Source organism: Mycobacterium sp. KBS0706, assembly GCF_005938675.2.
Taxonomy (GTDB): Bacteria; Pseudomonadota; Alphaproteobacteria; order DSM-16000; family Inquilinaceae; genus Inquilinus.
The window spans coordinates 1-13,876 of the sequence record NZ_VCCH02000142.1; the positions used below are offsets into that span (position 1 = coordinate 1).

Below are 13,876 nucleotides of genomic sequence, written 5' to 3' on the forward strand. Positions count from 1 at the left end.
CTAGGTCCTCATCGCCCCCCACGACCACCGGCCAGCCGCGCCCTTCCCGCTTCAGCCGTTCCCAGGCGGCCAGGGCGTCCTGCCCCGGAACCTCGATCCGCTCGAACGGAACTGAGGCGATGGCCTTGGCCGTCGCCTCCGGCGACTGGCCGCGCGCCGCCCTACCGAGCCATCCTCCGATCGCGGTCAGCCCGATCGACGACAAGACGGTGCGTCGCTTCATGACCCTCCCCCCGAGAGGCAACCGCCAGCGTAGCGCCTCGGCAAAATCGGCTCCACGACAATTCCGCATCCTGACCCTTTCCGTCCGGCAGGATTTCAGCCACCTTGCCGGCCGACGGGAGGACGCATGATCGGACTCGACGCCAGGCCGGGTGGGCGCGCATGAGCCCGTCCGCCGACATCGCTAGGGCACCTGCCGGCAGCGCGCCGCTGCTGGGGTTGCTGCTGCTGTGCTCCTTCCTGTGGGCCACGGCCTATCTGCTGATGAAGGTGCTGGGGACCGACATCGCCCCGATGCCGCTGACGGCGATCCGCGGCCTGCTGGGCGGCGGCCTGCTGGCGCTGTGGCTGCTGGCCCGCGGCCAGGGTGTCATGCCGCGCGGCCGCGAATGGCGCGACTGGATCGTGCTGGGCATCCTGCAGGGCATCGTCCCGAACACGCTGACCGCCTATGCCCTGGCCGACACCGAAGCCGGGCTGGCGGCGCTGATCGCGGCGTCGAGCCCGCTGATGGTGGCGATGCTGGCGCATCTTCTGTTCGCCGACCAGCGGCTGACCGGCCGGCGCGCCGGCGGCGTGCTGGCCGGCTTCGCCGGCATGGCGATCCTGATCGGCCCCGCCGCGGTCGGCGACAGCGGGCTGTTCGGGCCGCTGGCGATGCTGGCGACCGCCGCCAGCTATGCCGTCGGCGTGATCTATGTCCGCAGCATTCCAGCGCCGCGGCCGGTGCGGCTGGCGCTGGGCCAGCAGGTATTCTCCGGCCTGCCGACGATGATCGCGGTGCTGGCCGTCACCGGCCCGGCCGCCTTCGCCGCAGTGCCGGCGCATGGGCTGGAGCTGGTGGTGTTCGGCGTCTTCTCCACCGCCCTGCCGATCGCGCTGTACATGCAGATCCTGCGCCTGGCCGGGCCGACGCTGGGGTCGATGAACGCCTATCTGACCCCGGTTTGGACCGTGCGGCTGGGGGTCGTGATCCTGCACGAGACGGTCGGTCTGCGTGAGATTCTCGGCGGGCTGGTGGTGCTGGGCGGCATCGCCATCGCCTCGTCGGCCGGACGCCGCCGCGCCGTCCCTGCCTGACGTTGGCCGAGGCGACGATCGCCGCGGACGGCTGCCAACGGCGGTCGTGACCCGTCTGCAGGCAGTGACGGAATCGGGTGGGTTCGAGGTAGAATATGTCCGGCAAACAGGGAGCGTCGCCGAGCCATGGCCGAAACCCCGCGCGATCCTTCGACGGCTCGCGATCCTGCCTCCTTCCTGATCGGCGCGGTCGCTGCGCAGGTGATGGGCGGGCTGGTCGCGCAGATGTCGCCCTTCATGATCGGCGGGTTCATGGCCGGACTGTCGTTGTCGGAGCGCGATGCCGGCTTCGTCGCCTCCGTCGAGTTCCTCACCCTCGCGATCACGTCGATCGTCATCGCGCCCGTCCTGCCCCGGTTGTCCTATCGGCGCGTCGGCCTCGTCGCCGTCGCGCTGGCGCTGGTCGCCCAGGGCGCATCGATCTTCAGCGCGTCGCTGGCGTCGCTCGTCCTGTTGCGCGGACTCGCCGGTATCGGCGAGGGCGCGCTGTGCGCCGTGTCGCTTTCGATCGTCGCCTCCCGGTCGCGCAATCCGGACAAGGTCTATGGCTACTTCCAGGTCGTCTGGGCCCTGGGCAGCGTCCCGCTCTTCGCCGCCGGCGGCGAGCTCACGGCTGCCTACGCGCATCGCGGCATCCTGGCGCTGATCGCAGGCGTGACGCTCGCGCTCGCACCGCTCCTGCTGCTCATCCCGGACGCCCACGCCAAACGCGACGAAACTGCGACGGACACGATGCGGGCCTCCCCGTCGCTCGGTCTCATGACGCTCGCGGCGATCGTCCTCAACCTGACCGCCTCTGCCGGGGTCTACGCGTTCATCGCGCCTCTCGGCGAGCGGGCCGGCCTCGATACGGGCGCGGTCGGCTATGCGATGACGCTGTCGTCGCTGGTCGGTCTCGCCGGCGCAGGGGCCGCCACTGCGCTCAATGTGCGCTGGGGACGGGCTGCTCCAATCTCGGGGTTCAGCGTCGGCTCCATGGCGGTCACGCTCGTTCTCTGCCTCTCGGACGATCCGACCGCCTACATCATCGCCCTCGTCGCATGGGGCGCCCTCTACTACTTCTCGATCCCCTATCTGTTCGGTCTCGCCGCGGCACTCGACCGCAGCGGGCGTTGGGCCGCCGCGGCGGGATCGGCCTATCTGCTCGGCTTCGCTGCCGGTCCCCTGGCCGGCGGTGCCGTGATCGGGGCGGCGGGCTATGCCGGCCTCGCCGTGGCCGGCGCCGCCCTGACGGCCGCCTCCTGGGGGCTCGCCATGGTCGTCAATCGACGCCTGAGAGGGATGGCTGGCGCCGCGCTTCCCACCGATGCTCCGGCGTGAAGCGGCCGGGCGAGCCTAGGCCTCGACTCCCTCGCGCGTCTCGGCCGGCAGTGCTTCCCAGACGCGAACCAGCTCGCCGACGGAATGCAGCTGCATCTTGTGCATGACGTTGCTGCGGTGGAGCTTGACGGTGACCTCGCTGATGGCGAGGTCATAGGCGATCTGCTTGTTGAGGCGCCCCAGCGCCACGGCGCCCATCACCTGCCGCTCGCGCCGGGTCAGGGTTTTCCAACGGTCGATATGCAGCCGGGCGACCCGGGCCTTGGCGCGCTGTGCGGCATCTATCGCAACGCCCGCAGACACGGCGTCCAGCAGCGTCTGGTCCCGCACCGGCTTGGTCAGAAAATCGACGGCTCCGGCCTTCATCGCCTGGACCGTCATCGGAATGTCGCCGTGGCCGGTGAGGAAGATGATCGGCTTGGGGTTGCCGCTCTGGGCCAGATGATGCTGCAGATCGAGGCCGCTCGCCCCCGGCAGGCGCACGTCGAGGATCATGCAGCCGGGGATGTCCAACACGTCGGCGTCGAGCAATTCGCGGGTCGAGGCGAAGCAGGCCGGCTGGAGGCCTGCCGACAGGATCAGCTCGGACAGCGCCTCCCGAACCGGCCCATGGTCATCGACGATGATGACGAGCGGTTGGTCCGCCTCGCTCCTCCGCTGCGGCAATGCCGATGCCGATTTCCGCAGGAGCGGCTGGTCAAGTTGCATGATCATCCTCCCTGTCTCGATTGCGCAAGGCATCGCCGACGGCCGCAAGCAGGGCCTTGGCGTCGAAGGGCTTGCGGAAGAACGCGCCGATGCCCCGGGCTCGGTCCTGATCCGCGATTTCGTGGCGGCCGGTGATCAGGAACACCGGCAGCTCGGGACGCACCTTCCTGACCAGCTCGCGAAGCTCGAGCCCGTCCATGCCGGGCATCCCGATGTCGGTGATGAGCGCGTCCAGGCCCGACAGCCCGCTGATCAGCAGCGACGCCGCCGACGAAAAGCTGCGGGCGACATAGCCCGCGGACTCCAGAAGCTCTTCCAGCGACTCCAGCAGCCTCGGATCGTCATCGACGATCGCCACGATGGATCTAGGCTCGCTCACGCTCAACTCCCCCCGCCCGGCGCGAATGCGTGATCGGTATGTCCAGTCTCTCCGCGATCCGCACAAGATCGGCGAGCGACGCCGCCGCCATCTTCTGCATCACGCTCCTGCGATGGATCTGCAGCGTGACCTCGCTGATCCCCAGCGCGGCGGCGGCCTGCTTGTTGAGCAGGCCGCTGACCACCAGCGGCAGCACCTCGCGTTCGCGCGGGGTCAGGTCGAGGTAGCGTTGCCGCAACGCGCCGACCTCGGCGCGCTCCGATCGCTGTTCCCGATCCCGGGCGATCGCCGCCTGGACCGCTGTCATCAGGTCCGCATCGCTGAAGGGCTTGGTCAGGAAGTCCACTGCGCCATGCTTGATCGCGCGCACCGACGATGGAATGTCGCCATGACCGGTGATGAAGACGATCGGGGGATGGACGCCGTGGGACAGCTGCGCCTGGAACTCCAGCCCGTTGATGTCAGGCAGCTCGACATCGAGGATCAGGCAGGCGGGGAGATCGGGCTTCGCGGAGGCGACATAATCCGCGGCGGCGGCGAAGGTCTCGGCGCGCCATCCCAGCGATTCCAGCAACTCTCCGACCGCCTCGCGCACCCTGGCGTCGTCATCGACCAAAAAGACGATCTCCTCGCGCGGGCTCATGCCGCCTCGCTCACCGCCAGCGGAAGCGTGAGGGCGACGGTGGCCCCGAGCGTTTCGTTGTTGGCGGTCCACAGACGGCCGCCATGCGATTCGACGATCGAACGGCAGATGGCGAGGCCCATGCCCATGCCTTGCGGCTTGGTCGTGAAGAACGGCTCGAAGACGCGCTCGGGATCCTTGAAGCCCGTTCCGGCGTCGCGAATCTCGACCCGGACCGCATCCGGGCCGTCGCGGCAGGAGCGGATGTGGAGCGCGCGCGCGCCGTCGGCCACGGCGTCCATCGCGTCGATCCCGTTCCGGATCAGGTTCACGAACACCTGCTGCACCTGGACGCGATCGAGCGCGACCGAGGGCAGGTCCGGATCGAGAGCCGTCTTGATGCGGATGTCCTTCACTGCGATCTCGTCGGCCATCAGCCGGCAGACTTCGCCGATCAGGCGGTTGACGTCTTCCGACGACCGGGCATGCGGAGCGCGACGGAAAAGTGCGCGGATGCGGCTGACGACATCCGCAGCCGCGTTGGCGTCGCGGGTGATGCGCTCGGCCGTGATCTTCGCGCGCTCGATGTTCGGAGGATCGGCGGACAGCCAGCGGTGGCAGGCGTGGGAATTGGCGACGACCGCGGCCAGCGGCTGGTTGACCTCATGCGCGATCGAGGCGGAAAGCTCGGCCAGGCTTGCGGCCTGGGTCGCCTGCGCGATCCTGTCCGAGGCGCGCCGCAACGCCTCCTCGGCCCGCACCTGATCGTCGATGTCGTGGCAGAGGCCGAACCACTGGACGATTTGCCCGCTGTCATCCCGCAGCGGCTCGGCGCGGCCCGACATCCATCGGTAGGCGCCATCGAAACGACGCAGCCGATACTTCATGGAAAAGATCTCGCCCGTGGCGAGGCAGCGACCGAATACGTCGTTCACCTCGGCCGTATCGTCCGGGTGAAAGATCGTGGCCATCGCCTCGTCCACCCGCATCGTGTCCGCCGCGTCCAGACCGAGAAAGTCCGCCATGTGCTTGTTGAGGAAGGCCGTTTCGCCCTCCGGGGTCACCCGCCAGAGGTGACTCGGAACCATGTCCACGAGCACCGAGAGCTCCCGCTCCCGGGCCCGCAGCGCCTCCTCGGCGTGCATCTGATCGTCGATGTCGTGGCAGAGGCCGTACCACTGGACGATGCGGCCCGAGGCATCCCGCATCGGCTCCGCCCGGCTCGACATCCAGTGGTAGATGCCGTCGACACGGCGCAGGCGATACCGCATGGCAAAGGCATCGCCGGTCCGCAGGCAGCGGCCGAGCGCGTCGCCGAACGCCGTCGCGTCGTCCGGATGGACGGCGGCCTCGATCATGGCCGCCAGCCGGGTCATTCCCGGTTTTCCGGTATCCGCCACATCCTGTCCGAGAAAATCCACCATCCGCTTGTTGAAGAAAGTCGGCTCGCCGTCGGGCGTCAGCCGCCAGACGTGACTCGGGACCATGTCGACGAGTTGCGACAGCTCCTGCTCCCGGTCGCGCAACGTCTCCTGCGCCTGCACCTCATCGTCGATATCGAGAGAAACGCCATACCATTGCACGATCGCCCCGCCCTGATCGCGCCGGGGCTCGATCCTGCACTCCGCCCAGCGGTAGACGTCGTCCTTTTCACGCCAACGGAACCGCATCACGCCGCCACCACCGGTTTCGGACGTATTTTGCAACGCGCGCATCACCCCCGCAGCGTCTTCGGGATGAACGAGCTCCTGCAGCAGCTTGTCGATGCGCGGCTCCTCGAGATCGTCAGGGCGCGCGACGACGGAGCGGAGATAGTCCCGGTATCTCCTGTTGAAGTAGACCGGCCCGCCAGTCGACGCCGCGCTCCAGATCCGGATCGGCACGGCATCGATCGTCTCCTCGAGCTGTTGCTTGCCCTGCCGAAGCGCCTCCTCCACCTGCATGAGGTCGTCGATGTCGTGACAGAGGCCGGACCACTGGACGATGCCTCCGTCCTGGTCGCGCATCGCTTCCGCCCGGCTCGACATCCAGCGGTAGACGCCATCGGCACGCCGCAGGCGATGCCTCACGGCAAAGGGCTCGCCGGCGGCGATGCAACGGCCGAGCGCGTCCGCGAACGCCGTCGCCTCGTCCGGATGGATGACGGCCTCGATCATGGCCGCCAGCCGGGTCATCCCCGGCTTGTCGATCGCCGCCACATCCAGCCCAAGAAAATCCACCATGCGCTTGTTGAAGAAGGTCGGCTCGCCGTTGGGCGTCAGGCGCCAGACGAGGCTCGGGACCATGTCCAGGAGCTGCGAGAGCTCCCGCTCCCGGTCGCGCAGCGCCGCCACGATCTTCTCGTGGACCTCGATGTCGATCGACGGAGCGGCGGCTTCCTCGAACCGCTTCTGGGGAGGCACTGCAATCATGATCGGCTGCTCCGCCGGACAAGGAACCCCAGGGACGTCAACGCTCCGTCCAGCCCGTATCCGCAACGACCGGGCTGGCGAAACCGCACCTCATCCTACTCTCGGCCGGGCCCCGGCTGCACCTCATGGAAATCCATGCCTTGCACGGGGACGGGGCGGCGACCGCGTCGGCACCGGTCAGACGCTCCGTTGGCGGACTCTGCGGCTAAGCCAGCTTCCGCTCGCGCCGGATGATGTCGTAGGCGGCATTGATCCGGGCCATCTTGTCGGTGGCGATGGCGATGAAATCGGCCGGCATGCCGTGGGCGATCAGCCGGTCCGGATGATGCTCGCGGATCAGCCGGCGATAGGCCGCCTTCAGGCTCTCGTCATCGATCTGCCGCTCGACCCCCAGCACGCCGTAGGGATCGACGTCGCAGCCGGCGCATTCCTCGGCGCAGAGCCGGTGGAAATCCGCCTGGGCGAGGCCGAACAGCCCGGCCACGGCGCGCAGATAGTCGAGCTCCGCCGGCTTCACGTCGCCATCGGCCTTGGCGATGGTGAACAGGCACTGCAACAGCTCCTCCAGCACCTCCGGCCGGTCCTTGAACATGCCGGCGAGCTGGCGGGCATAGGGCTCGAACCCGGCGGAATCCCGGCGCGCCAGGTTGAACAGGCGCTCGACATTCGGCTCTTCCTCCGGCGGCACGCGGAAGACCCGGCGGAACGCCGTCACTTCCTCAGCCGTCACCGCGCCGTCGGCCTTCGCCATCTTGGCGCCCAGCGCGATCACGCCGATGGTGAAGGCGATATGCTGGGTGGCGTCGTCATCCGCCGCCGGCTGGCCGCGATACCAGTCGACCGCATGGCCGGCCACGGCGCCCAGCAGCGCCCCGAGCGGGCCGCCCATGGCCAGCCCGGCCGCCGCGCCGACGATCTTGCCCCAGATGCTCATCCCTCGTTCCGTTCGCCGATACGCCGCCCCTGGCCGCCATGATAGCAGGTCGGGCGGCGGAACGGAGGGGCCGCGATGACGCGGGCTCAGCTGGCCTCGGCCGGGTTGCGCAGATAGTAGCGCCGGGTCGGGAACACCGCCTTGATCGTGGCGAAGTCCGCCGATCCGGCCGATCCGCCGCCGGCCGGCAGCCGGGCCGCAGCCTCGTCGATCAGCTCGATGCGGTCGCGGGTGCCGGGGTGGGTGGAGAACAGCGAGGTGGTCTTGTCCTCGCCCGGCGGCACCAGCGAGTTCAGGGTCTTGAAGATCGCCGAGGCCTGGCGCGGGCCGTAGCCGGTGGCGCGGAACACGGTCAGGATGTAGGCGTCGGCCTCGCGCTCATGGCTGCGGGAGTAGCCGGAGGTGATCATCTCGGACACCGCCGGGGTGAGAGCGTCGAGCCCCCGACTGGTCAGGTCGTTCAGGCCGGAGACCTGGGCGTTGATCTCGGTCTGGGCCACGTCCTTGACGAACCCAGCCAGCCTGTCGGCGAAGCCCTTGTCGTCAAGCTCCGTGACCTGGTGGCTCAGCTCGGCATGGCCCATCTCATGCGCGATCACCGCCGCCAGCTCGGACTCGCTGGCGGCGTAGCGCAGCATGCCCTTGTTGATGCCCAGCTTGCCGCCCGGCAGCGACCAGGCGTTCGGGCTGTTGTCGTCCAGCACCGTGATCTCCCAGCGGAACTGCCGCCTGGAGACCCGAAACAGCGGCTCGGAGAAGCTGCGCACCGCCGACTGGATCCGGGCGTTGGAATAGGCCCCGCCCGATTGCGCGACCAGGCGCGGATACAGCCCTTGGCCCAGGGCCGACTCGTCGACCGAGCCCGCCTTGCCGTCCGAGGCGAACAGCCCCCCGATCGTGTTCGCCGCGCCGACCGGGTCGTTGGCGTAGTTCTGCACGGTCTGGCAGCCGCCGAGCGCGAGCGCCGCGAGGCTGGTACCGGCCCCGGCGAGAAAGCCGCGGCGATGCAGGGTAAATGGCGTGTTCAAAATATCCCCCTCATTTCGTGGTCAGACTATGACTGCGGTCCCAGTCGGCCGGCGGCGGCGCCTGGGCATAGGCCGTGGCGCGGTCGTGGTAGAGCGCTGCGGCCGGGTCGGTGTCGGCCAACGCCGCGAAAAGCTCCGCCGCCTCGGCGAAGCGGCGGCGGTAGTAGAGGGCCAGCGCGGCATGGAACCGCCGCACCGCCTGCATCTGTTCGACCGTGGCGTCGACCAGCGGCACGATCGGCTCATACACCCGGACCGGCCGCAGCTTGCCCTTGACCGCCAGGTAGTCGAGCCGCCGCACCAGCCAGCGCCGCGGCAGGGCACGATAGGTGGCTTCGCCGATCATCAGCTGGCTGCCGTAGAGTTTGTTGGCGCCCTCCAGCCGCGAGGCCAGGTTCACCGCGTCGCCGAGGACCGTGTAGTTCAGTCGGGTCGGCGATCCGACATTGCCGACCACGGCCGGGCCGGAGTTGATGCCGGCGCGCAGGCCGAGCGGCGGCAGGCCCTGGTCGTGCATCGCCACGCGGTTGTAGCGGCCGAGCGCCACGAAGGCGTCCACCCCCGCGGCGACGGCGTGCTCGGCGCCGTGCGGGTCGGGCAGCGGCGCGCCCCACACCGCCATCACCGAATCGCCGATGAACTTGTCAACATAGCCGCCATGGCGCTCGACCGCGTCGGCGACGCGGGCCAGGAGGCCGTTCACCACCGAAACCAGCCGTTCCGGCTCATGCTCCAGCCTTTCGCTCAGATCGGTGAAGCCGGCGATGTCGTAGAAGGCGATGGTGATCGGCCGGGTCTCGCCGACCAGGGTCAGGCCGTCGGGATCCTCGGCCAGCCGCTCGACCAGCGCCGGGGCAAGGTAATGCCGGAAGGCATGGGTGACACGACGCCGGGCGCGGTCTTCGACCACGAAGCGGTAGACATAGATCGCGCTGTAGGTCAGGGCGAAGGCCAGCAGCAGCGGCAGCAGCGGCGGGACGATTCCGCTGCCGAACGCCAGCAGCGAGGCGAGGATCACGACCGCCGCGGCGCCGAACAGCGCCAGCAGGCCCCAGACCGGCGCCAGCAGGAACAGGAGCGCGCCCAGCCCGGTCGAGGCGACCCCGACCACCGCCGCGGCAACGGCCGGCGGCAGCATCTGCGGCGACCGGCCGAGGGCGAAGGTCAGCGCCGCGATGGCGTGGATCTGTGCGCCCGGCGTGGTGCGGCGGCCCAGCATCGACACCGGCTGCCCCGGCGTCGCCGCGCAGCGCGCCGTCGGTTCCCGGTCCGCGACCTCCTCCAGCACCCGGCGCGGCGTGGTGTGTCGGTCCTCGACGTCCAGGACGCTGCCGACGATGACGATACGATCGGCGAATTCGCGGCGGAAGAAGTCGATCCGGCCCGCTTCGGCACAGGCTGCGAGATCGGCGAATTCGTAGAGCGGCACGTCACGCGGGCCGATGGTGAAGTCGATCAGCGGCTCGCCCTGCGGCGGCGCATGGCCGGCACGCGACACCAGTTCCGCCGCGAAGGACGGGATGTCGCCGCCGCCCTGCAGCGGCAGCCCGGACGGATACCGGCGGACCACGTCGTCGCCGTCGCGCAGCAGGCTGAGCGGCCGCAGATTCTCTTCGCCGGCCGCCGTCACCTGCCCTCGGTCCGGCCGCACCGCCACGTCGCCGGACTGGGCGAAGCCGAGCACAACCTTGCCGGCGGGACGGAGTTTGGCCAGGGCCTGTCGTAGGGGCCGGTCGTAGTTGGGCTTGAGCTCCGGCCGGTCGAGCGTGGTCGGGTAGATCTCGTCCAGCCCGATCACCGCCGCTTCGCCTTTGTCGAGGGCGTCGAGAATGGCACCGAGCTGCGGTGTCCAAGCCACCTTCGGCCGGTTCCACAGCGGCGGCGTGCGGTAGGTCTCCTCACGGATCGCCACCACCGCCACCGGCGGGTCCTTCGGCAGCGGCCGGCGCGTCCAGCCGAGCGGCTGGTCGAGCCATAGCAGCAGGTCAATGCCCTGCCGCTGCAACAGATCGGCGCCGGGCAGCAGCAGGCTGCCTCCCAGCACCACGCCGATGCCGAGCGCCACGCCCAGGCGGCGGAGCCTTCGCATGATCGGAAAGGGACGGGAGCTGCCGGCCGCGCGTCAGCGCAGCACCACCGTGCCGCCCGCCCCCTTGGCCCCGGGATCCACCGAGAACACGGCGGACCGGCCGCCGGCCACGATCTTGTAGGGCACGCCGGTCTGCAGCTTCGGCGCATTGCCGGGGTAGCGGAAGCCGCCGCCGCCCTGGCCTTCCCACACGGTCTGCGGCGCCGGCGCGTCCAGCATCACGATGCTGACGGAACCCTCGGCGCCGGAGAATTGCGGCCGGGCGGAGGTGACGGTGGTCTCGGCCCAGAGCCGCGGGTCGAACGGAGAGTTGCCCAGCCGGTTGGAGACGGCCCCGGCTTCGGAGGAACGGGCCGTGGCCGCGACCTGGGTGCGGCCGCAGCTGCCGCTGCTGGTCTGCACCTGGCCGCCCGCGACCCGGCTGGAGGCGGTGCCGACGGTGACGACGCCGCCGTGGATGGTCTCGACCGTGCAGCCGTCGCCATAGGCCAGGGTCAGACGGCCGCTGCGGCCGAGGTCGATGGTCTGGCCGGGATAGACGCTGTCGGTCACCTCGACGTCGGCGCCGGGCGCGCCGCTGATCGCGGTCACCTGCGCCGACGGCTCCTGCCCGGTCGGGGCGGAGGTGCCGGCCCCGGTGGAGGACGAGAAGATGTCCTGCAGCACGTCCAGCTGGGCGGATGCCGCCGACGGAACCAGGAGCGCCGCCGCGCACAGCATGGCGGCGCAGGCTGAAACCAGCTTGCTCATAATGGTCAATCCCCGAACTCAAATTCACGACGGAGATCCTCCGCCGCCCCCGGCTATGTCCAATGCTCTGCATTTGTGTCGCATTGACGGCAGTGTTGTTACGGGATTGCGGCCGCCGGCGTCGACGGCGCCGCCTTGCCGGGCGGCGCGCGCGGGCTTAAGGTCGACAGTCGTCCTTTTATGTCTGACCTTTAAACCGGATCATGATCGTCCTCCAGTCGCCCCGCCCCGTCCTCGACGACCGCGCCGTCGCCGCCCTGCGCGCCCTGCTGGGCGACCGCTTCTCCACCGCCGCCGCGATGCGCGAGCAGCACGGGCGCGAGGAGAGCTGGCACCCGACCATGCCGCCGGACGCGGTCGCCTTCCCGCATTCGACCGAGGAGGTGGCGGCGGTGATGCGGATCTGCGCCGAGCACGAGGTGCCGGTTGTGCCCTATGGGACCGGCACGTCGCTGGAGGGCGGCATCGCGGCGCTGCGCGGCGGCGTCACCATCGACCTGTCGCAGATGAACCGGGTGACCCGGGTCTCGGCCGAGGATCTCGACTGCACGGTCGAGGCCGGAGTGACGCGCAAGCAGCTGAACGAGCACCTGCGCGACACCGGCCTGTTCTTCCCGATCGATCCCGGCGCCGATGCCAGCCTGGGCGGCATGGCGGCGACCCGCGCCTCCGGCACCAACGCGGTGCGCTACGGCACCATGCGCGACAACGTGCTGGGGCTGACCGTGGTGCTGGCCGACGGCCGCATCATCCGCACCGGCGGCCGGGCGCGCAAATCCTCGGCCGGCTACGACCTGACCCGGCTGTTCGTCGGCTCGGAGGGCACGCTGGGCGTGATCACCGAGGTGACGCTGAAGCTGTACGGCATCCCGGAGGCGATCTCCTCGGCGGTCTGCGCCTTCCCGACCGTGGCCGACGCAGTCAACACCACGATCGCCACCATCCAGCTCGGCATCCCTGTGGCCCGGATCGAGCTGGTCGACGAGGTCCAGATCAGCGCCAGCAACGCCTATTCGAAGCTCGACCTCGAGGTCGCGCCGACGCTGTTCTTCGAGTTCCACGGCACCGAGGCCGGCGTGGCCGAGCAGGCCGAGACGGTGGCGGCCCTGGCGCAGGAGCATGGTGGCGGCGAGTTCCGCTGGGCCAGCAAGCCCGAGGACCGCACCAGGCTGTGGGAGGCGCGGCACAAGGCCTATTACGCCGGCATCGCGCTGCGCCCCGGCTGCCGCGGCATGCCGACCGATGTCTGCGTGCCGATCAGCCGGCTGGCCGACTGCCTGGTCGAGACCAAGGCCGATATCGAAGCCAGCGGGCTGGTGGCGCCGATCGTCGGCCATGTCGGCGACGGCAATTTCCACACCTGCATGATCCTGAACCCGGACGACCATGACGAGATCGCCCGGGCCGAGGCCTTCCACGACCGGCTGGTGATGCGGGCCCTGGCGATGGGCGGCACCTGCACCGGCGAGCACGGCATCGGCTATGGCAAGATCCGCTTCCTGGAGCAGGAGCACGGCGACGGCGTGGCGGTGATGCAGGCCCTGAAGCGGGCGCTCGACCCCGCCGGCATCCTCAACCCCGGCAAGGTGTTGCCGGGGAATTGAAAGCCGCTGTTGGGTTCGCCAGGCGAACCCAACCTACGAAACTCATCCGAACAGCAGCCAGAGCAGCAGGATCACCGCCGCCACGGCGATGATGGCAACCACCGGGGCGTTGCGCTTCGGCTCGGCTTCATGGCTCGGGGCGCCGCTGGTCACGGCCGTCGGATAGGCCGGCGGATCGCTGGCCGGGAAGCTCTCTTCGCCCGCCTCGTCGACCTTGTCGTCCGGCACCGGCCCGGCCGGGCGCGGCTCGGCAGCAGACATCGTGGCCTCCCTTGGTCGCTTTCCGTCTCAACGGTTCGTGCGGAGCCGAGTTCCCCCGGCCCCGCCTTGCCCGTATCATGGCACAATCATGCCCAGGCTGCGCATCCGCATCGACTTCGACCCCGCCGGCCCGGACCGGCAGCTCGGCCCCGGCAAAATCGGGCTGCTCGAGCACATCGCCGAGACCGGCTCGATCTCCGCCGCCGGACGGGCAATGGGGATGTCCTACCGCCGCGCCTGGCTGCTGATCGACAGCCTGAACGGCTGCTTCCGCGAGAAGGTGATCGAGACCCGGCACGGCGGCCCGCAGGGTGGCGGCGCCGCGCTCACGCCGTTCGGGCAGTGGCTGGTCGAGCAGTTCCGGGCCATCGAGCAGGAGACCGCGGCCAGCGTCGCCCGGCGGCTGGCCGGGCTGCAGACGGCGACGGCAGCGCCGGGCGACGCCGCCGAGCCGGCGGAGATCAAGGA

General features: G+C 69.8%; 14 protein-coding genes. 4 read left to right on the forward strand and 10 right to left on the reverse strand.

What is annotated here, in order from left to right:
* The coding region (locus tag FFK22_RS38250; protein WP_221939181.1) for a hypothetical protein at positions 1 to 223 on the reverse strand (223 nt) is incomplete at its 3' end.
* Between the two features lie 161 nt (positions 224 to 384).
* Here FFK22_RS38250 and FFK22_RS38255 point away from each other — a divergent pair.
* Positions 385 to 1,302: a DMT family transporter gene (locus tag FFK22_RS38255; protein WP_138893155.1), complete on the forward strand. Its 918-nt coding sequence runs from the start codon at positions 385 to 387 to the stop codon at positions 1,300 to 1,302.
* Positions 1,303 to 1,428: 126 nt separating this feature from the next.
* Positions 1,429 to 2,622, forward strand: a complete 1,194-nt coding sequence (locus FFK22_RS38260; protein ID WP_138893154.1) for an MFS transporter — start codon at positions 1,429 to 1,431, stop codon at positions 2,620 to 2,622.
* Between the two features lie 15 nt (positions 2,623 to 2,637).
* Here FFK22_RS38260 and FFK22_RS38265 read toward each other — a convergent pair whose 3' ends face one another.
* The 8 genes from FFK22_RS38265 to FFK22_RS38300 all read right to left on the reverse strand — a co-directional run bounded on the left by FFK22_RS38265 (position 2,638) and on the right by FFK22_RS38300 (position 11,543).
* Positions 2,638 to 3,378 (reverse strand): response regulator transcription factor, encoded by a 741-nt coding sequence (locus FFK22_RS38265; RefSeq protein ID WP_221939182.1) that lies wholly within the window; start codon positions 3,376 to 3,378, stop codon positions 2,638 to 2,640.
* On the reverse strand, positions 3,320 to 3,688 hold the full coding sequence (locus tag FFK22_RS38270; protein WP_221939183.1) for a response regulator: 369 nt from the start codon (positions 3,686 to 3,688) through the stop codon (positions 3,320 to 3,322). Before FFK22_RS38270 ends, FFK22_RS38265 begins: the two co-directional genes overlap by 59 nt.
* 7 nt (positions 3,689 to 3,695) lie before the next feature.
* On the reverse strand, positions 3,696 to 4,352 hold the full coding sequence (locus tag FFK22_RS38275) for a response regulator transcription factor (RefSeq protein WP_138893151.1): 657 nt from the start codon (positions 4,350 to 4,352) through the stop codon (positions 3,696 to 3,698).
* A complete protein-coding gene (locus tag FFK22_RS38280; RefSeq protein WP_138893150.1) occupies positions 4,349 to 6,742 on the reverse strand; it encodes a PAS domain-containing protein in 2,394 nt (797 codons plus the stop codon). Before FFK22_RS38280 ends, FFK22_RS38275 begins: the two co-directional genes overlap by 4 nt.
* Before the next feature lie 205 nt (positions 6,743 to 6,947).
* Complete coding sequence (locus FFK22_RS38285; RefSeq protein ID WP_138893149.1) at positions 6,948 to 7,676, reverse strand: TerB family tellurite resistance protein; 729 nt, start codon at positions 7,674 to 7,676, stop codon at positions 6,948 to 6,950.
* Positions 7,677 to 7,762: 86 nt separating this feature from the next.
* A complete protein-coding gene (locus FFK22_RS38290) occupies positions 7,763 to 8,704 on the reverse strand; it encodes a M48 family metallopeptidase (RefSeq protein ID WP_186002889.1) in 942 nt (313 codons plus the stop codon).
* Between the two features lie 10 nt (positions 8,705 to 8,714).
* Positions 8,715 to 10,793 (reverse strand): adenylate/guanylate cyclase domain-containing protein, encoded by a 2,079-nt coding sequence (locus FFK22_RS38295; protein WP_138893147.1) that lies wholly within the window; start codon positions 10,791 to 10,793, stop codon positions 8,715 to 8,717.
* 33 nt (positions 10,794 to 10,826) lie between these two features.
* Positions 10,827 to 11,543: a hypothetical protein gene (locus FFK22_RS38300; protein WP_138893146.1), complete on the reverse strand. Its 717-nt coding sequence runs from the start codon at positions 11,541 to 11,543 to the stop codon at positions 10,827 to 10,829.
* Positions 11,544 to 11,746: 203 nt separating this feature from the next.
* Here FFK22_RS38300 and FFK22_RS38305 point away from each other — a divergent pair, with 203 nt between their 5' ends.
* Positions 11,747 to 13,147 carry an FAD-binding oxidoreductase gene (locus FFK22_RS38305; protein WP_138893145.1) on the forward strand — a complete coding sequence of 467 codons (1,401 nt, stop codon included), beginning with the start codon at positions 11,747 to 11,749 and terminating at the stop codon, positions 13,145 to 13,147.
* A 42-nt stretch (positions 13,148 to 13,189) separates the two neighbouring features.
* Here the strand turns inward: FFK22_RS38305 and FFK22_RS38310 are convergent, their stop codons facing one another.
* Positions 13,190 to 13,408 (reverse strand): hypothetical protein, encoded by a 219-nt coding sequence (locus tag FFK22_RS38310; RefSeq protein WP_138893144.1) that lies wholly within the window; start codon positions 13,406 to 13,408, stop codon positions 13,190 to 13,192.
* A gap of 88 nt (positions 13,409 to 13,496) precedes the next feature.
* Here FFK22_RS38310 and FFK22_RS38315 point away from each other — a divergent pair.
* A partial coding sequence (locus FFK22_RS38315) for a winged helix-turn-helix domain-containing protein (protein WP_143956929.1) occupies positions 13,497 to 13,876 on the forward strand: 380 nt, incomplete at its 3' end.